The organism is uncultured Roseobacter sp., from assembly GCF_947496515.1.
In the GTDB taxonomy this organism is placed as follows: Bacteria; Pseudomonadota; Alphaproteobacteria; order Rhodobacterales; family Rhodobacteraceae; genus Roseobacter.
The window spans coordinates 1-18,200 of record NZ_CANMDB010000020.1; the positions used below are offsets into that span (position 1 = coordinate 1).

The window sequence follows — 18,200 nt, forward strand, 5'->3', positions numbered from 1 at the left end:
AAAGCCGCCCGCGCTTTCCTCCTTGTCAGATTTATCGCCGCTGCAGCTCACGCTGACAGCAGCCACAAACCTTAGACTTTTCTGCCATCCAAGTCAATGCGGTCAATGGCAGCTTTCCGGCGTTCAAGACGCGGGCGTTGTTCCGGAGAAGCCTCTTCACTTATCTATGCTTGTCGAAATAATCATTCGAATATCTAAACTTAACGCGGTCACCGACAGAATCTATTGATTGAAACAGTGACTGCCTGTGAACACCGAAAGAATATAGTTCCCTAAGCAGATTGAGCTTTTTTTCACCTTTGATTTCAATCTGAGCCATGCAGGCTTGATGGTTCTTTCTGACGAACTGCGTCTTTTCCAAGGCCTGCGTTTTTGATCCATGAATTGTAAACGATCCAGCTTGCGCATTGGAGCGACGAAACAAGTAGTTTGGCCGAACGGCCAACGGCTGTTGAGCCCGAACGGTTCGCCGAACTTCTTTGTCGTTCAACGGCAAAACATAGTCTTGAAAAACCTCAGAATCCGTGGCAGGTACAGCTTGCATATCACACGAGGTTTTATTTAGTTCCCAAGCATTTAGAGCGAACACTTTACCATTCTCTTGTCGTGTGTGGTCCTCGCAAGCAAAATATAATGCAACCAGGGGGTTGAGGGTCCAGTCCAAAAGACGTGTTGGAACACCATGATGTTGAGCCAAAAACAACCAGTCCACGTCAGAGCGTTGATCATTGCTCAAAAACTCAGAAGCGTGGGTTTTAAAGTCTCTGATTAACTCACGTTCGAGTTCCGGCGGAACAAACCCTCTGTAAAGACCGGGTTTCAGTGTCCAGTCGGCCAATGATTGACCTCTAAAGCAAACTTCAAGAGTCGCGCGTCGTAGTCCAAATTTCTTTGAGCACTTTCGCGACCAAACAACAAAGTCTGCAAGGCTCTCAATCGCTTTATCGGTCACTAGCCAAAGCCTCCATACGTTTGGCACACCTCACATTTGTCTATTCTTGGGAGTGTATTGCAGACATTAGCTGCGACGCAACATGCCGGTAGTATGGGCTCTAACCCGACCCTCAGTCTCGCGTCCGCCGCGCTGTCTGCACCGTCAGAGCACGTCGTCTGCGCACCCCAATTCCTCGCTTGTAAACCGCGTCAAACCGCCCTAAATAAGGCACTTCTGAGCACACCCGTCGTACTGGAGAGCCCCATGGCCCGCGTCACCGTCGAAGATTGCGTCGATAAAGTTCCAAACCGGTTTGATCTGGTCATGCTGGCCGCACATCGTGCGCGCGAGGTCTCTGCCGGGGCGGCGATCACCGTGAACCGCGACAACGACAAGAACCCCGTCGTGGCGCTCCGCGAGATTGCCGATGAGACACAGAGCGCGGATGAGCTGCGCGAGCGTCTGATCGAGAGCAATCAGGACCAGATCGAAGTGGACGAGGCCGAAGAGGACAGCATGGCGCTGCTCATGGGCGCCGAACAGGACAAGCCCGAAGAAGACAGCATGTCCGAAGAGATGCTGCTGCGGCAACTCATGGCAGCACAGGGGCAGGGCTAGGAATCGCAGTTCGGGTTTCCAGTGAGACGGTCCCTATCGCTTTTCGCGTTCGACCAAGGCAAGAGAGAGCGAACAGGCGACCCGGGATAGACCCGAGACGCGCCGCGGCCCCGGCCCCTGCCCAAAGGGCTGGCGATGCAGACGCTTGATCAGATCGACATCACCGCCGACGATCTCGTCACGCTGGTCAGCAAGTACAACCCGCGCGCCAATGTGGACAAGCTGCGCGCGGCCTATGCCTTCGGTCGCGATATGCACGAGGGGCAGCGCCGTCATTCCGGCGAGCCCTATTTCAACCACCCGGTCGCCGTGGCGGCGATCCTCACCGAACAGCAGCTGGATGATGCCACGATCATCACTGCCCTGCTGCACGACACCATCGAAGACACCCAGGCCTCCTATCTTGAGGTAACGCGGCTCTTCGGCGCGGAGGTCGCGGGCCTCGTGGATGGGGTGACCAAGCTCACCAATCTGCAGCTGAATTCAAACCAGACCAAACAGGCCGAGAACTTTCGCAAGCTCTTCATGGCCATGTCCAAGGATCTGCGGGTCATTCTGGTCAAGCTCGCGGACCGGCTGCACAACATGCGCACGATCAAGGCGATGCGCCCGGACAAACAGGCGCAAAAGGCGCGCGAGACCATGGACATCTATGCGCCGCTGGCGGGGCGCATGGGTATGCAGTGGATGCGCGAAGAGCTGGAGGATCTGGCTTTCAAGGTGCTGAACCCCGATGGCCGCGCCAGCATCATCCGTCGTTTCATCAACCTGCAGCGCGAAACCGGCGACGTGATCCAGCGGATCACCGGTGACATGCGCGCGGAGCTGGACCGCGCCGGCATCGACGCGCAGGTCTTTGGCCGGGCCAAGAAACCCTACGCCATCTGGCGCAAGATGGAGGAGAAGGACCAGACCTTCAGCCGCCTGTCGGACATCTACGGCTTTCGCATCATCACCGCACGCGAAGAGGATTGCTACCGCGCTCTGGGGGCGATCCACCAGCGCTGGCGCGCCGTGCCGGGCCGGTTCAAGGACTACATCAGCCAGCCCAAATCCAACGGCTACCGGTCGATCCACACCACCGTGTCGGGGCGCGACGGCAAGCGGGTCGAGGTGCAGATCCGCACCTCCCCGATGCATGACGTGGCTGAAACCGGTGTGGCCGCACACTGGTCCTACCGCGACGGGGTGCGCAGCCAGAACCCCTTTGCCGTTGATCCCGCCAAGTGGATCACGCAACTCTCCGAACAGTTCGACGCCGAAGAAGACCACGAGGATTTCCTCGAAGCGGTCAAGCTGGAGATGTATTCCGATCAGGTCTTCTGCTTCACGCCCAAGGGCGAGGTGGTCAAGCTGCCGCGCGGCGCCACGCCCATTGATTTCGCCTTTGCCATCCACACCCGCATCGGCATCGCCTGTGTGGGCGCCAAGGTGGATCACATGCGCGTGCCACTCTGGACCCGGCTCAAGAACGGCCAGAACGTGGAGATCATGACCGCCGAAGGGCAAAGCCCGCAGGCCACCTGGCTCGACATCGCGACCACGGGCAAGGCGCGGTCGGCCATCCGCCGGGCGCTGCGCGAAGAGGACCGCGCGCGCTTTGTCAAACTGGGGCGTGAGCTGGCGCGCTCCGCGTTCGAGCATGTGGGCCGCAAGGCCACCGACAAGGCGCTGGCCACCGCCGCGCGGCACATGCGCATCGGCAGCCGCACCGATTTGCTCGCCCGTCTGGGCAGCGCGGAGATCACCGGCCGCGAGGTTGTGCAGGCAGTCTATCCCGACCTCACCCCCAAACCGGGCGAAAAGGTCGACGCCGCCCGCGCGGTGATCGGCCTGAGCCCCGGACAGTCGTTCGAGCGGGCCTTCTGCTGCCAGCCGCTACCTGGGGAGCGGATCGTGGGCATCACCTTCAAAGGCCGCGGTGTGGTCGTCCACGCCATCGACTGTGACCGGCTCAGCACCTACGAGGACAGCCCCGAGCGCTGGCTCGACCTGCGCTGGCATGAAGGCCCCCATTCGGCGATCTACGGTGCGACGCTCGATGTGACCCTGAACAATGACGCGGGCACCCTGGGCCGCATCTGCACCTTGATCGGCGAGAGCCGTGCCAATATTTCAAACCTGCAATTTGTTGATAGGAAACCTGACTTTTACCGACTCCTGATTTATGTAGAACTCCGAGACGCCGCTCATCTGCATTCGCTCATGCTGACGCTGGAGGCTGAAAGCGACGTCGCCGCCATTGCCCGGGCCCGGAATATCGCACAAGGGGCGGTCGACCCCGCCGATTAGCGGCCTGCCGGGCCGGTAACCGGCACAAAGATGTGTTCTGTCGTGGGTACAGCGGGACACGTATCGTGATTGGAAAAAGGACCCCGACGCTTGGTCTTCAAACGCCGCACTCCGAAAAGCTGGCCCCGCACCGTGGCAGAGTTTCTCTGGCCGCGCGGTGGCTGGGCGCGCGCGTTTCACTACGTCAAACACCGTATGCGCCGGTTGCCCGACAGCCCGGAGCGCATTGCGCGGGGCATCTGGGCGGGGGTCTTCGCGGCCTTTACGCCGTTCTACGGGTTTCACTTCTTCATCGCGGCGGGGCTTGCCTTTGTGCTGCGGGGCAACGTGCTGGCCTCGCTGATGGGCACGTTCTTTGGCAACCCGCTCACCTATGTCCCCATTGGGGTGGCGGCGCTGTCTACCGGGCACTGGATCCTCGGCGATCAGGTGGATGAGCGCATGCACCGCTCCTTTGTGGGCAAATTTGCCGATGCCGCCGCTGATCTGAAGGATAACTTCATCGCCATCTTCACGGACGCCCGGGCCGACTGGACTCGGCTGAGCGTCTTTTACGACGAGATCTTTTTCCCCTATCTCGTGGGGGGCATCCTGCCGGGGATCTTCTTTGCCAGCCTGTGCTATTACCTCGCCGTGCCCGTGATCCGCGTTTACCAGACCCGACGCAAGGGCATGATCAAGGCCAAGCTCGACGCGCTCAAGGCCAAGGCCGCGGCAAAGGCGGAGGCCAAGCGCAAGGCGGAGCACCCCACAGGGGACTAGGGCGGAATGGCTTTGGAAAGCCATTCGCTTCAGCGGCGCTCGCTTGCGCGGGGACAATGCGCGCTCCGTAGCTGAGCCCGCACGGTCCTGAAGATCTGACCCGAGCTGATCAGCGATGTAGCCCGCGATCCTCCAAACCTCTGGCTCTGACGCCAGTGGGGGCGGTTCTCGCGCCATGGTCTATCCTCCGCAGATATCTCATCAATGGCAAGAGAACCGGACCGCATTCCTTGCGGCAACGCACCCGCCAAAAAGCGGTTCACCTTACGTCAAAAATACGCCACCTTGCCCGCACCACTGACCACGCAAAAGGGCTCCGCCATGGCCACCCCCTTCCCCCTGCGCCTTGGCGTGAACATCGACCACGTCGCCACCGTGCGCAACGCCCGCGGCGGCGCCTACCCGGACCCGCTGCGCGCCGCCAAGATCGCCGAGGATGCAGGCGCCGACGGCATCACAGCGCATCTGCGCGAAGACCGCCGCCATATCTCCGACGCTGACATCGACGGGCTGATGAACGTGCTGTCGGTGCCGCTCAATTTCGAGATGGCCGCGACGAACGAGATGCAGGCGATCGCGCTGCGCCACAAGCCGCACGCGGTCTGCATCGTGCCGGAAAAGCGCGAAGAGCGCACCACCGAAGGCGGCCTCGAAGTCGCGCGCGAGGAAAACCGGCTGGCGCATTTCATCGCCCCGCTGCGCGATGCAGGCTGCCGCGTGTCCATCTTCATCGCCGCGGATAAACGCCAGATCGAGGCCGCGCACCGCATTGGCGCGCAGGTGATCGAGCTACATACCGGTGCCTATTGCGATGCCTTCTCCGAGGGGGACATGGCGACCCACGCCCGGGAACTCAACAGCCTGACGGAGATGGCCGCTTTTGCCCATGACCTCGGGCTGGAGGTCCACGCAGGTCACGGCCTGACCTATGACACCGTCGCCCCCATCGCCGCCCTGCCGCAGGTCAAGGAGCTCAACATCGGGCACTTTCTCATTGGCGAGAGCATCTTTCGCGGCCTCGAACCCGCCATCGCCGAGATGCGCCGGCTGATGGAGGAGGCCCGCGCATGATGGATCTGGCAAGCCTGCTGCCAATCGCGGCGGCCTTTCTGGTGGTCACCGTCTCCCCCGGTCCCGCGAACCTCGGGTGTGCCTTCGTGGCGATGCGTCACGGACGCCGTGCGGGTGTGCACTTCGGTCAGGGTCTCGCCGCGGGTCTGGCGCTCTGGGGTGTTCTGGCAGCCCTCGGCTTCGGCGCGGTTCTGGCCGCGTCCGAGGTGGCGCTGATGGTGCTGAAACTGCTGGGGGCCGGGTACCTGTTCTGGCTTGCCTGGCAATCCGCCCGGGCCGCAACACGACAGTACGATCCAGCACCTATGACAGGTGACGGGCAACGCTGGTTCCGGCAGGGGCTGCTGCTGAACCTGTCCAACCCAAAGGCGGTCTTTGCTTGGATGGCAGCGCTCGCCATGGGTCTTGATGCCAGTGCCAGCCCCGCCGCGGTCCTGCTCGCCACGGCGCTCTGTGCGCTGATCGGTCTGGCGAACTACCTCGGCTGGGCGCTGGTGTTCTCGGCCGGTCCCGCCCTGCGGGTCTATCGCCGTTTGCGCCGCGGCATCGAAAGCGTGGTGGCAGGGCTGTTCGCCCTGGCCGGTTTCGGCATGCTGCGCGCCGCGTTTGCCCGATGATCCTCGGCATCGGCACGGATCTCGCGAATATCGAGCGGATCGAGGCAACGCTCGACCGGTTCGGGGATCGCTTTCGCAACCGCGTCTTTACGGACGCTGAGCAGGCAAAGGCGGAGCGTCGTCGCGATGCGGCGGGCACCTACGCCAAACGCTGGGCTGCCAAGGAGGCGTGCTCCAAGGCGCTGGGCACCGGCTTGCGCATGGGGATCGCCTGGAAGGACATGGCCGTCACCAACCTGGAGACCGGTCAGCCGGTGATGCAGCTGACTGGATGGGCGGCGGAGCGGCTGGCCGAGATGACGCCCGCGGGCCATGAGGCGATGATCCACGTCACACTGACCGACGATCACCCCTGGGCACAGGCATTCGTGCTGATCGAGGCGCGGCCCTTGGCCGGTTAATACTTTGGCAGGAAACAGGGCTGAACGCCCTGTTAACCCGCCCTGTGACCGACGGTGCACCTCCGCGATACCGACAGAATACCGACGCAATACCGACGTCGGATTTCCAACGAAATAAGGCATTAAGCTGCGATTCGCGCGGCCGGGCCCGGCGGGGTCACCGAACGTTGCGTGCGCTTGGGTTGACACCCCCGCTGCACCCGCGCAATTAGGCTCAGATCAAACCAGGGGAGCGCCCGATGGCCGCGACGGAAGAGAAAAAGCAAAACGGCTTTGTCGAGACGATCAAGACGATTGTCTACGCGCTGCTGATCGCCGGTGTCTTCCGCACCCTTTTCTTTCAGCCGTTCTGGATCCCGTCCGGCTCCATGAAGGAAACTCTGTTGGTGGGGGATTTCCTCTTTGTTAACAAGATGGTGTACGGTTATTCCTACGCCTCCTGTCCCAGTCTGATCCTGCCGCGCTTTGGCATCAACGTGGATGCCCGCGATATCTGCGGTGTCTTTGACGGCGACAACACGCGGCTCCTGGGTGGGGAGCCTGAACGTGGCGATGTGGTGGTCTTTCGCCACCCGGTCTCGGGGCGCGACTATATCAAGCGGTTGATCGGAATGCCCGGCGACCGGATCCAGATGAAGAACGGTGTGGTCTACATCAACGATCAGCCTGCACCGCAGGAACCCGCTGGAATCTTTGAAGAAATCATGGAGCCCCAAGGTCCCGAAGGGCGCCGCCCCCGCTGCGCCAATGGCCCCGTTGGCGATGGTGGTGTCTGTCAGAAGGCGCGCGCGATCGAGACACTGCCCGGCGGCACCCAACATGTGGTCCTCGACATCGGACCGCAGGGCGCTGACCGGACCGGGGTCTATACGGTTCCCGCGGGGCACTACTTCTTCATGGGTGATAACCGCGACAACTCCGCCGACAGCCGTCTGGCGCAGCAGGTGCAGGGTGTCGGCTTTGTCCCTTACGAGAACCTCATCGGGCGCGCGGATCGTATCATCTTCTCCTCCGCGGGCCGGTCCATGCTGTTCTTCTGGACCTGGCGCGGGGACCGCTTTTTCAAGGCGGTCGAGTGAAACACTCCGCCGAGCTCAGAGCCTTTCAGGACAGGCTGGGACATCGCTTTTCCCGGCCCGATCTGCTGAGCCAGGCGGTCACCCACGCGTCCATGTCCTCGGCCAACCGGGACGACAACCAGCGGCTTGAATTTCTCGGCGACAGGGTTCTGGGGCTGGTCATGGCGGAGGCGCTGCTGGCCCATGACAGAGCCGCCAGCGAAGGGCAATTGGCCCCCCGTTTCAATGCCTTGGTGCGTAAAGAGACCTGCGCTGACGTGGCGCGTGAGATTGATCTGGGCGCGGTGCTCAAGCTTGGCCGGTCCGAGATGCTGTCAGGCGGGCGGCGCAAGCAGGCCTTGCTTGGCGATGCCATCGAGGCGGTGATCGCCGCCGTCTATCTGGACGCCGGTTTCGAGGTCGCCAAGGTGTTGATCCTGCGGCTCTGGGGCGCGCGGCTCCACAACGTGGAGGCCGATGCGCGCGACGCCAAGACCGCGCTGCAGGAATGGGCGCAGGCGCGCGGTCTGCCGCCGCCCTCCTATGTGGAGGTCGCGCGTTGCGGCCCCGATCACGCGCCTGTCTTCACCATCGCGGCAGAGCTGGAAAACGGGGCCCGTCAGGAGGCCAAGGCGGGTTCCAAACGGCAGGCAGAACAGGCCGCCGCAGGTGCGCTACTGGCCTTACTGGAGCAAGCATCATGAGCACACGCGCCGGTTTTGTCGCGCTGATCGGGGAGCCCAACGCGGGCAAATCCACGCTGCTGAACCGCATGGTGGGCGCCAAGGTGTCCATCGTGACCCACAAGGTGCAGACGACCCGCGCCCGCATCCGCGGTGTGGCGATGGAAGGCGACAGCCAGATCGTCTTTGTGGACACACCGGGGCTCTTTCAGCCGCGCCGCAGGCTGGACCGGGCGATGGTCGCGGCTGCCTGGGGCGGTGCGGCGGATGCGGATGTGACCGTGCTGCTGGTAGAAGCCCAGAGGGGCGTCACCGAAGGGGTCGAACACATCCTGGAACGGCTGGGCGAGATCGGGGAAGGGCGGCGCGTGGCCCTCGCCATCAACAAGATTGACCGGGTCCAGTCGGAGGTTTTGCTGGGTCTTTCCAAGACGTTGAACGAGGCCTACCCCTTCGAGGAAACCTTCATGATCTCCGCGGAACGGGGCCACGGTGTGGAGAGCTTGCGCCTCTGGCTTGCGGGCGCGCTGCCAGAGGGCCCGTGGCTCTACCCCGAGGATCAGATCGCCGATCTGCCCATGCGCATGATCGCCGCGGAGATGACGCGCGAGAAGCTGACGCTGCGCCTGCATCAGGAACTGCCCTACCAGCTGACCGTCGAGACCGAAAGCTGGGAGGAGCGCAAGGACGGCTCCGCCCGGATCGACCAGCTGATCTATGTGGTGCGCGACGGGCACAAGGGCATCGTGCTGGGCCACAAGGGTGAGACGATCAAGGCCGTCTCGCAGGCCGCGCGGGCCGAGCTGGAGACGTTTCTGGGCCGCCGGGTGCATCTGTTTCTGCAGGTCAAGGTCCGCTCCAACTGGCTGGAAGAGGCCGAGCGCTACAGCCAGATGGGCCTGGAGTTCAAGGACGGCGACGCGTGACCCGCCACGTACTGCAGACCGCGGGGGAACCGGCGTGACCCGGCTGACGGCACGGTTCTGGATCGACGCTTATCTGACGCGGCTGAGCGGTAAGCTGATCCCGGCCTATGTGGTGGCCCATGGCGATGATGACGCGGGCAGTATCGTGATCAAACTCAACCGGCTGGACGGTCAGGCGACCCTCTACCACCGCACCTTTGACCTGACCGAGGACACGCGCCGCTGGACCATTCTGGAGCAGGGGGCCGAAGCGGAAGTGGACGCCAGCATCATGCGTCAGCGGTCGCGGGACCCCGATCTCTGGGTGATTGAGGTAGAAGACCGCGCGGGCCGCCATTTGCTGGACCAGTCGGGGTTGGAGTAGACCCATGGATTGGCGCGACGAGGGGATCCTGCTCAACACCCGGCGCCACGGTGAAACTGCTGCGATCATTGAGGTTTTCACGCCGGAGCATGGCCGTCACAGCGGTGTGGTCCGGGGTGGTGCCAGCCGCAAGATCGCCCCTTTTCTGCAACCCGGCGCACAGCTGGACCTGACCTGGCGCGCCCGGCTCGAAGACCATATCGGCAGCTTTCAGGTGGAGCCCTTGCGCAGCCGGGCGGCGGCTGCCCTGGGGGACCGGCTGGCGCTGGCGGGGCTGAACGCGGTGACAGCGCTTCTGGGCTTTTGCCTGCCCGAGCGGGAGGCGCACCAGCGGCTCTACGCCAGGACAGAACAGCTGCTGGACCTTCTGGATCAGACGACACTCTGGCCGCTGGCGTACCTGCGGTGGGAATTGGCGCTGCTGGAGGAGATGGGCTATGCGCTGGCGCTGGACCGCTGCGCTGTGACGGGAACGCAGGAGGATTTGGCCTATGTCTCGCCCAAAACGGGGCGCGCGGTGTCGCGGGCGGCGGCGGGCGAGTGGGCTGCGCGGTTGCTGCCGCTGCCGGATGTGCTGCGCGGGCAAGGCGCGGGCGCGGATGCGGAGGTCGCGGAGGGGCTGCGCACCACCGGGCATTTTCTGACCCACCATCTGGCACAGGATCTGGGCAACACGCCTCTGCCTGCCGCACGCGCCCGGTTTGTAGAGGCCTTTAACCGCCGGCTGTGAACACCATGTTGCGGCCCTCGGGTGTCGACAGGATCAGGGTATCGCCCAGCACTTCCGACAGGCTCATGGCTTTGAGGGTGGTGAAATACCTGGTCTCCTCCGCTAGCGCAGGGCAAGCGCGCCGTGTCGCGGTGATCTGCGTGACCTCGAACCACGGGTAGGGGACGGTCATGGGGGCCTGGTAGCTGTTGCAGGGTGCGTCGCCCGACAGACGCCCCGGTTCCGGGAAGCGCAGAGTGGCGGAGAACGTCACGGGCTGGTCATCGATCTCCTGCAATTGCCATACCTTGTCGGCCGCGCCATAGGCGTTCACTGTTTCATCCCGTTGGCATGCGCTGGTCACCGCCAACACGACCAGAAGCGCGCCGCAAAGCACCTGTGCCCGCCTCATTTTAGCGCCAACACCATGTCGATCATCGTGCCAAAGGCATCCTGCGGGTCCGTCGTACCCTGCACCTGCGGCAAACCGATGAGAGCGGCCAGACAGCCTTGGGCGAAATCAGGGTTGCCGACGCCCAGATGCGCGAGCAGATTTCCGATGTAGGTCAGCCGCTCGCCGTCCACATCGGCGAGCGCTGCTGCGACGTGGGGCGAGGTCTGCGCCCAGCTTCGAAAGGCGGGGTCTTCGCTGTCCTGCAGCATCGTCTGTCCGAAGCGGCGCAGCCGGTCCTCGGCGGTGCCGGTGTCCTCAAGTGCAGTGGCGAGGCGCAACAGCGCGCGCGACTGCCAGTCTCTCAGCACCGCTTCGTGCAGGGCCGGGACATCCTTGAAATGCCAGTAAAACGAGCCCTTCGTGGCCTTGAGCTCCCGGGCGAGCGGTTCCGCCGCCAGGGCCGCAGGGCCCGTCGCCACCAGTGCGCGGAGCCCGGCGTCTATCCATTTCTGCCGTGTGAGTCGTTGCGTTGCCATGCCTCAGCCATACGCAGCGGCATGGCATGCTGCAAGTGCGAAGGGCGCAACCGGGCCCGACCGGCGGAAGACCCCGCTTGGGCCGCGCTCCGGTGCTAGCTGAGCAGGCGGCGGGCGATGACCTGGGCCTGAATTTCTGCCGCACCTTCAAAGATGTTGAGGATCCGCGCATCGCAAAGCACGCGGCTGATTTTGTACTCCAGCGCAAAGCCATTGCCACCGTGGATCTGCAACCCGTTGTCCGCCGCGGCCCAAGCCACGCGCGCCCCGAGCAGCTTGGCCATCCCGGCTTCCACGTCGCAGCGGCGCCCCTGGTCCTTCTCGAAGGCGGAGAAATAGGTGAGCTGGCGCGCTACCGTGATCTCCACCGCCATCATGGCCAGTTTAGAGGCGACACGGGGGAATTCGATCAGCGCCTTGCCGAACTGCTTGCGGTCCTGCGCGTATTGCATCGACAGATCGAGCGCGGATTGCGCCACGCCCACCGCGCGGGCGGCGGTCTGGATGCGGGCACTCTCGAAGGTTTCCATCAACTGCTTGAAGCCCTTGCCTTCCTCGCCGCCCAGCAGGTTCTCGCCCTTGACGTGGAAGTTGTCGAAGGCCAGTTCGTATTCCTTCATACCGCGGTATCCCAGCACCTCGATCTCGCCGCCGGTCATGCCGTCGGTGGGGAAGGGGGCGTCGTCGGTGCCGGGCGTCTTTTCTGCCAGGAACATGGACAGGCCCTTGTAATTGCTCGTCTCGGGGTCGGTCCGGGCGAGCAGGGTCATCACCTGCGTTCGGGTCGCGTGGGTGATCCATGTCTTGTTGCCGGTGATGCGGTAGTCGTCCCCGTCCTTGACCGCGCGGGTGCGCAGGCTGCCAAGGTCAGAGCCGGTGTTGGGTTCGGTAAAGACGGCTGTTGGCAGCGTCTCTGCCGAGGCGAGCCGCGGCAGCCATTTCTGCTTTTGCTCTTCTGTTCCGCCCGCGATAATCAGCTCCGCCGCGATCTCGGAGCGTGTGCCAAGCGAGCCTACACCGATATACCCGCGCGACAGCTCTTCCGAGACAACGCACATGGAGGCCTTGGATAGTCCGAAGCCACCGTATTCCTCCGGGATCGTCAGACCAAAGACGCCCATTTCGGCCAGCTCCTCGATCACCTCCATCGGGATCAACTCGTCCTTGAGGTGCCAGTCATGGGCATGGGGTTCGATCTTCTCCACCGAGTAGCGGCGGAACTGGTCGCGGATCATCTCCAACTCGTCATCCAGACCAGAGGCACCGGTGATCACATTGGCCGAATGCTCCTGCATCAGGGCCACCAGTTGCACCCGGGCTTCCTGCGTGTTGCCGTGCTGGGTCAGGGTCATCACGTCGGGTGTCATCAACGCGCGCATCTCGGATTGTTCCAGCCCGAGGTCCTGCAACCGCAGCACCTCGCCCTGGTTCATCTGGATGCCGCCATAGATCTGCCAGAGATATTCTCCAAAGGCGATCTGGTGGATCAGCTGCTCCGTCTCACCGAAGACACCCTCGCCCTGCAGCTTCTCTGCCCAGGCCTGCATCTGCCGCAAGGATTGCGCATAGGTGGCCAGCCATGCGAGGCCATGCGCCGCGGTCTGATGAACTTCAACGAGGGCACTGGACACGCGATCACCATCGCTCACCAACGCCCGAACCCTTGCGGTTGCCGTCTCAAGCAAGCGATCGACCGCGGGTACCGCTGCACCTGTGAGCGCCAGCAGATCGTCCAACAGTACCGGTGTGAGACCCGATGAGGTCTGTCCGTCATGAGCCATGGTGCCATCCTTCGCTGTGTCGGGCCGGGTCTACGGCTTTCGCAGGTGCAGCGCAACAAAAATACCGCAGTGCGGCAAAATAGAGCAGATAATTACGCGCCGATTTTGAGTGCGCTGCTTTCTGCCCGGTTGAATGTAGCCTGCCGTGCCGCCCAAGACACAAAAAAGAGCGCCGCTTTCACGGCGCTCTCCAGTCACGAACTCGTTAAATACTGGACTGGTTACGCGACAGTCAATTCTGCCGGGCGACCGTGACGCCGGAGACGTCTTCAATAAATGTCACGATGCGCGACTTGATGGTGTCATCGCGAATCGCTGCAATAGCGTTGACGATCTCAAGACTGGGGTCTCTGCCATTGGCTTCTTCGGCGTCGGACTCCAGCCCCTCAAAAAAGTAGGATGTCGGCACATCCAGAATACGGGACAACTCATACAGCCGACTGGCGGCAACGCGATTTGAACCGATTTCGTATTTCTGGATTTGCTGGAACGACAGATCGAGTTCGCGGGCAACGTCCGTTTGGGACAATCGCCGCATCGTGCGAATCTGCTTCAGCTTGCGACCAACATGAACATCAACGGGGTGAGACATAACTAGTTAAACCTTTGATTGTGACTATGCACAATCTTTCCGGGAATCACCGAATCATTCAATTGCGTACCTTTTTCTTTTTTTCGATTAAAAATGTTCAGGCGATGGGTGAAAAATATTGCATTAGTGGGTGATTTATTTACCATCAGAGTCGATGAATCAAGTTGTGAAACTCAGCGACGCATCAAAAGCGGTGAAAAAGACCGCTGATTCTCATGGATTGCTCCATGAGATGATCCGCTCGTTCACGACATTGGCGCAGACGCTCAATCTCAGCCACGCGGTCAAGCAGCTGGGCAGCACACGTCAAACGGTACGCAGACACATCACGCTGCTGGAAGAAGCCAAGGGCACGCCGCTCTTTGTGGTTGAGGACCGACAGTACCGGCTGACCGAGGCGGGCGAGCAATCCTTGCCCGAAGCGCTCGATATTTTGGCCCGTGGAAACGCCTGGCTGACAGGGACGCTGCGACATGTGGAGGGGCTGCAGCACCTCAGCAAAGTGTTGCCATCGGGGTGGAGCTTTTGGCAGCAGCAGCGCCCCATTAGCGAGATGTGGACCGCGGACCGGACGCTCCTGCGCGAGGTGATGAAAGCCTGGGCCTTGAGCGGTGGTGCGCTCGAACACGAGGCAATGCAGAAAGTTCGCCCTTATTTTATGGTGTTTCGCGACTCGCCGGCCGGTTGGATCTGCGTCGAGCTGGGCGATTCTTCCTCCTATGTGTCATGGTTCGGCTGGAGCAACGCGCGCAGCAGTATTGGCCGCGATCTCGGGAAAATGCCCGGCGGGGATGAGTTCGCGCGTCTGCTGGCGATGCCTTTCGACGAGATCCAGCGCACGCATAACATCAGGCTCGATCACATATTTACCCAGATCCAACGCGAAGAAGACGGGCCGATGGTGCCCATCAGCTACCAGCGTTTGTTGTTGGGAGGGCGGTTTCCCGACGGGACTTTCGCGCTCATTTCGATCGTGGACCGGACCCACGCGCTCCGGATTGACGGGCTGGACAGGAGCGAGATCGAGCGGATGCCAGCCGAGCTGATCATGGAATACGAGGAGAATGCGCTAAAACACGAGTAATACTGCCTTAATTGCGCTACAATCGGGTTCAGACGCTGTGCACAGGAGAACCCGATGACAATTCATACCGCAAATAACGACAGTTTCATTCTGGCGGCCAGTCTTGATTTGCTCAAGCAACATCGGATTTCGCTGCAAACCGGGTCGGATTTTGAGGAGTATCGAACGCTCTTGGAACAGGGGCGGCCCGATCATGAATTAGGCGCGCCTTTCGACCCCCGGTTGCATAATCTCAACGCCAGCAACGCCGTCTGGGTGATCGGGCGCGACGAGGATGGCACCATCATGCATGCCCAGGCGCTGCGGATGCTGGACACCGGCGCGCTACCGCTCAGCGAGTATTTGCGGCGGCGGTTTCATGAATTCCCGCCCTCCGGTCTCGACATCGATTACGAGCGTTCGCGCTATCGCGCCGGACCGGGCGCGCACCGGATCCGGGGTCGTGTCTGCTATCACGGCGAGGTCTGGATGGGCGGCGCGCCCGGGAAGTACCGTGGCAGCGGCCTGTCCTGCGTGCTGGGGCGCTATGCGTTCCTGACTGCCATGCAGCTGTGGGCGCCGGACTATGTCATCGGCTTCATGCCGCGCCCGGTGGCCTTCAAAGGGTTTGCGGAACGGCAGGGCTACATGCACGCCGAACCGGGGTGCCTGCGCTGGTTCCTGCGCGGCGGGGACAAACCGCTCGAAGGGTTCATGGTCTACATGAGCAACGAAGACATCCGCTTCGTCCTCGACATGCCGCTTTCGGAATTGATTGCTCAGGCCGCCTAACTGATCGCGGCCGCCTTCACGTCGTCGTCGATGAACGGCAGGTATTGCTCAAAGTTGTCGGAGAACATCTTGACGAGCTTTGCCGCCTGCCGGTCGTAGGCCTCGGCATCATCCCAGGTGCGGCGTGGATCCAGCAGGATGTTAGGCACACCTTTCACGTCGACGGGCACGTCGAAGCCGAAGTTTGGATCCTTGCGGAACGGCGCATCGGCCAGCGAGCCGTCGAGCGCCGCAGTCAACAAGCCGCGCGTCGCCATGATCGGCATCCGGCTGCCAGTGCCATAGGCGCCCCCCGTCCAGCCAGTATTCACCAGCCAGCAGGTCGCCCCGTGGGTCGCGATCTTTTCGCGCAGCAGGTTACCATAGACTTCGGGCCGCCGCGGCATGAACGGCGCGCCGAAACAGGTGGAAAACGTAGGCTCAGGCTCTGTCACGCCGCGTTCCGTGCCTGCCACCTTGGACGTGAAGCCCGACAGAAAATGATACATCGCCTGCGCGGGCGTCAGCCGTGAGATAGGCGGCAGCACGCCAAAAGCGTCGCAGGTCAGCATGATGATGTTCTTCGGGTGACCGCCCCGGGCGGAGGCCGACGCGTTCGAGATGTAATGAAGCGGGTAGGCGCAGCGCATGTTGGCAGTCAGGCTGTCATCCTCGAAGTCGAGCTCCTTGGTCTCTTCGTCATAGATCATGTTTTCGATCACGGTGCCGAATTTCTCGGTCGTGGCGTAGATCTCGGGCTCGGCATCGGCACTCAGGCTGATGGTCTTGGCATAGCAACCGCCCTCGAAGTTGAAGGTGCCGGTGTCGGACCAGCCGTGCTCATCATCCCCAATCAGCGTGCGGGCCGGGTCTGCCGACAGCGTTGTCTTGCCGGTTCCTGACAGGCCAAAAAAGACAGCAGCGTCGACCGGATTACCCACCGCGTGGTTGGCCGAGCAATGCATGGGCATGACGCCTTTTTCGGGCAGCAGATAGTTGAGCAGCGTAAAGACGGATTTCTTGTTCTCGCCAGCGTATTCCGTGCCGCCAATCAGGATCAGCCTTTTGTCAAAGTTCATCGCGATCACGGTGGTGGACCGACAGTTGTGTCGGGCGGGATCGGCTTGAAAGCTCGGGCAGTTGATCACCGTGAAATCAGCGAGGAAATCGTCCAGATCTTCGCGATCGGGCCGCCGCAGCATGTGCCGGATAAAGAGCCCGTGCCAGGCCAGCTCGGTGATCATACGAACGTTGATGGCGTGTTTGGGATCAGCACCGCCAATCAGATCCTGAACGAAGTATTCCTTTCCCTCCATATGCTTGAGCATATCGGTATAGAGCGCGTCAAACCCTTCGGGCGACATGGCGGCGTTGTTGTCCCACCAGATCGTATCCTCGACGCTCTCGGTTTTGACCACGTGTTTGTCCTTGGGAGACCGCCCGGTGAATTTTCCGGTCGTCGTCAGGAAAGCGCCCCCCTTGCCAAGATGCCCTTCGCCACGGGCGAGGGCGTGTTCGATCAGATCCGGTTCGATGAGGTTGTAATAGACTGTGCCCACGCCGTTGATCCCCTGATCATCGAGCGTGAAATTCGGGTTCACACGTCCATTCAACATCCGTCGTTCTCCTTGTGGGGCGCCTGATCCGTGACGCTCGTGCCTCTTAGCATGACGTTTTTAGCATTGAACAGGCGGGTCGGGTGCAGTTAGCGCCACCATGGTGAACTTTGTTCCGACGGTCCGTTTTCAGCGGCAAAGGGGCGTGCTTTCAGCCCTGAAAATACCGATTTAGCCGTTGGTAATCAAATTGTGGCCTCATTGTGGCGGGGTGAGAATTGATTCGGTGGTGCGCCCCGTTTTGGGCCAGATCGTTACCGGTGACCTGAAAATCCCAATCATGCGCCGGTCAAGGAAACAGGTAATGTCTAAGATTGCATTGGTCGATGACGACCGGAATATCCTGACCTCCGTCTCCATGACGCTGGAGGCAGAGGGGTTCGAGGTGGAGACGTTCAACGACGGTCAGGTTGCACTGGACGCGTTCAACAAGAAACTGCCCGATATGGCCGTGCTGGACGTCAAGATGCCCCGTATGGACGGGATGGATCTGCTGCAGCGGCTGCGTCAGAAAACCACGATGCCTGTCATTTTCCTCACCTCCAAGGATGATGAGATCGACGAGGTGCTGGGCCTGCGTATGGGGGCCGATGATTATGTGACCAAGCCCTTCTCGCAACGGTTGCTGGTGGCGCGGATCCGCGCATTGCTGAGGCGGCAGGAGGCGGTGGCGGGCCATGTGGTGGCCGACAGTGAAGAAACCAAAGTGATGGAGCGTGGCAGCCTGCGGATGGACCCGTTGCGCCATGCGGTGACCTGGAAAGGTCAGGATGTCTCGCTTACCGTTACCGAATTTCTGCTGTTGCAGGCGCTGGCGCAGCGCCCTGGCTTTGTGAAATCGCGCGATCAGCTGATGGACGTGGCCTACGACGATCAGGTCTATGTGGATGACCGCACGATCGACAGTCATATCAAGCGTTTGCGCAAGAAAATGCGCAGCGCCGATGATGATTTCTCCGCGATTGAGACGCTTTACGGCATCGGCTACAGATACAACGAGGAGTAGGCCACG

The 18,200-nt window shown here is 61.7% G+C and carries 20 protein-coding genes; 14 read left to right on the forward strand and 6 right to left on the reverse strand.

Annotated features, from left to right (window positions below):
• Positions 1-160: 160 nt before the first annotated feature.
• Complete coding sequence (locus Q1A53_RS21615; protein ID WP_299970853.1) at positions 161-952, reverse strand: FRG domain-containing protein; 792 nt, start codon at positions 950-952, stop codon at positions 161-163.
• A 246-nt stretch (positions 953-1,198) separates the two neighbouring features.
• Between Q1A53_RS21615 and rpoZ the strand changes: the two genes are divergently transcribed.
• The 11 genes from rpoZ (at position 1,199) to recO (ending at position 10,456) form a co-directional block, all read left to right on the forward strand.
• Complete coding sequence (gene rpoZ / locus Q1A53_RS21620; protein WP_299970856.1) at positions 1,199-1,552, forward strand: DNA-directed RNA polymerase subunit omega; 354 nt, start codon at positions 1,199-1,201, stop codon at positions 1,550-1,552.
• Positions 1,553-1,687: 135 nt separating this feature from the next.
• Positions 1,688-3,844 (forward strand): bifunctional (p)ppGpp synthetase/guanosine-3',5'-bis(diphosphate) 3'-pyrophosphohydrolase, encoded by a 2,157-nt coding sequence (locus Q1A53_RS21625; protein ID WP_299970859.1) that lies wholly within the window; start codon positions 1,688-1,690, stop codon positions 3,842-3,844.
• A 90-nt stretch (positions 3,845-3,934) separates the two neighbouring features.
• Positions 3,935-4,606: a DUF2062 domain-containing protein gene (locus tag Q1A53_RS21630; protein WP_299970861.1), complete on the forward strand. Its 672-nt coding sequence runs from the start codon at positions 3,935-3,937 to the stop codon at positions 4,604-4,606.
• Positions 4,607-4,927: 321 nt separating this feature from the next.
• A complete protein-coding gene (locus Q1A53_RS21635; protein ID WP_299970864.1) occupies positions 4,928-5,677 on the forward strand; it encodes a pyridoxine 5'-phosphate synthase in 750 nt (249 codons plus the stop codon).
• Complete coding sequence (locus Q1A53_RS21640; protein ID WP_299970867.1) at positions 5,674-6,294, forward strand: LysE family translocator; 621 nt, start codon at positions 5,674-5,676, stop codon at positions 6,292-6,294. Before Q1A53_RS21635 ends, Q1A53_RS21640 begins: the two co-directional genes overlap by 4 nt.
• A complete protein-coding gene (acpS, locus tag Q1A53_RS21645) occupies positions 6,291-6,695 on the forward strand; it encodes a holo-ACP synthase (protein WP_299970870.1) in 405 nt (134 codons plus the stop codon). The genes Q1A53_RS21640 and acpS overlap by 4 nt, the downstream gene beginning before the upstream one ends.
• Before the next feature lie 239 nt (positions 6,696-6,934).
• On the forward strand, positions 6,935-7,774 hold the full coding sequence (gene lepB, locus Q1A53_RS21650) for a signal peptidase I (RefSeq protein ID WP_299970873.1): 840 nt from the start codon (positions 6,935-6,937) through the stop codon (positions 7,772-7,774).
• Complete coding sequence (gene rnc / locus Q1A53_RS21655) at positions 7,771-8,457, forward strand: ribonuclease III (RefSeq protein WP_299970876.1); 687 nt, start codon at positions 7,771-7,773, stop codon at positions 8,455-8,457. Before lepB ends, rnc begins: the two co-directional genes overlap by 4 nt.
• Positions 8,454-9,362 carry a GTPase Era gene (gene era, locus Q1A53_RS21660; protein WP_299970879.1) on the forward strand — a complete coding sequence of 303 codons (909 nt, stop codon included), beginning with the start codon at positions 8,454-8,456 and terminating at the stop codon, positions 9,360-9,362. Before rnc ends, era begins: the two co-directional genes overlap by 4 nt.
• Before the next feature lie 34 nt (positions 9,363-9,396).
• A complete protein-coding gene (locus tag Q1A53_RS21665) occupies positions 9,397-9,726 on the forward strand; it encodes a DUF1491 family protein (RefSeq protein ID WP_299970882.1) in 330 nt (109 codons plus the stop codon).
• 4 nt (positions 9,727-9,730) lie between these two features.
• Positions 9,731-10,456, forward strand: coding sequence for a DNA repair protein RecO (recO, locus tag Q1A53_RS21670; RefSeq protein WP_299970885.1), 726 nt, complete (start codon positions 9,731-9,733; stop codon positions 10,454-10,456).
• Here the strand turns inward: recO and Q1A53_RS21675 are convergent.
• The 4 genes from Q1A53_RS21675 to Q1A53_RS21690 form a co-directional block, all read right to left on the reverse strand.
• Entirely contained in the window at positions 10,440-10,847 is a 408-nt protein-coding gene (locus tag Q1A53_RS21675) for an META domain-containing protein (RefSeq protein WP_299970888.1), read from the reverse strand. The two genes, recO and Q1A53_RS21675, sit on opposite strands and share 17 nt — an antisense overlap.
• Positions 10,844-11,365 (reverse strand): TetR/AcrR family transcriptional regulator, encoded by a 522-nt coding sequence (locus Q1A53_RS21680; RefSeq protein ID WP_299970891.1) that lies wholly within the window; start codon positions 11,363-11,365, stop codon positions 10,844-10,846. Before Q1A53_RS21680 ends, Q1A53_RS21675 begins: the two co-directional genes overlap by 4 nt.
• Positions 11,366-11,460: 95 nt before the next feature.
• On the reverse strand, positions 11,461-13,146 hold the full coding sequence (locus Q1A53_RS21685) for an acyl-CoA dehydrogenase family protein (protein WP_299970894.1): 1,686 nt from the start codon (positions 13,144-13,146) through the stop codon (positions 11,461-11,463).
• Positions 13,147-13,378: 232 nt separating this feature from the next.
• Positions 13,379-13,738 (reverse strand): helix-turn-helix transcriptional regulator, encoded by a 360-nt coding sequence (locus Q1A53_RS21690; protein ID WP_299970897.1) that lies wholly within the window; start codon positions 13,736-13,738, stop codon positions 13,379-13,381.
• 166 nt (positions 13,739-13,904) lie between these two features.
• Here Q1A53_RS21690 and Q1A53_RS21695 point away from each other — a divergent pair, with 166 nt between their 5' ends.
• Together Q1A53_RS21695 and Q1A53_RS21700 are read left to right on the forward strand one after the other, a co-directional pair.
• Positions 13,905-14,822: a LysR family transcriptional regulator gene (locus Q1A53_RS21695; RefSeq protein ID WP_299970899.1), complete on the forward strand. Its 918-nt coding sequence runs from the start codon at positions 13,905-13,907 to the stop codon at positions 14,820-14,822.
• A gap of 54 nt (positions 14,823-14,876) precedes the next feature.
• Positions 14,877-15,593, forward strand: coding sequence for a hypothetical protein (locus tag Q1A53_RS21700; protein ID WP_299970902.1), 717 nt, complete (start codon positions 14,877-14,879; stop codon positions 15,591-15,593).
• Here the strand turns inward: Q1A53_RS21700 and Q1A53_RS21705 are convergent.
• Positions 15,590-17,188 (reverse strand): phosphoenolpyruvate carboxykinase, encoded by a 1,599-nt coding sequence (locus tag Q1A53_RS21705; protein WP_299970904.1) that lies wholly within the window; start codon positions 17,186-17,188, stop codon positions 15,590-15,592. The genes Q1A53_RS21700 and Q1A53_RS21705 overlap by 4 nt on opposite strands.
• 304 nt (positions 17,189-17,492) lie before the next feature.
• On the opposite strand from Q1A53_RS21705, the gene Q1A53_RS21710 reads away from it, so the two are divergent.
• Positions 17,493-18,194 carry a response regulator transcription factor gene (locus Q1A53_RS21710; RefSeq protein WP_299970907.1) on the forward strand — a complete coding sequence of 234 codons (702 nt, stop codon included), beginning with the start codon at positions 17,493-17,495 and terminating at the stop codon, positions 18,192-18,194.
• Positions 18,195-18,200: the final 6 nt, after the last annotated feature.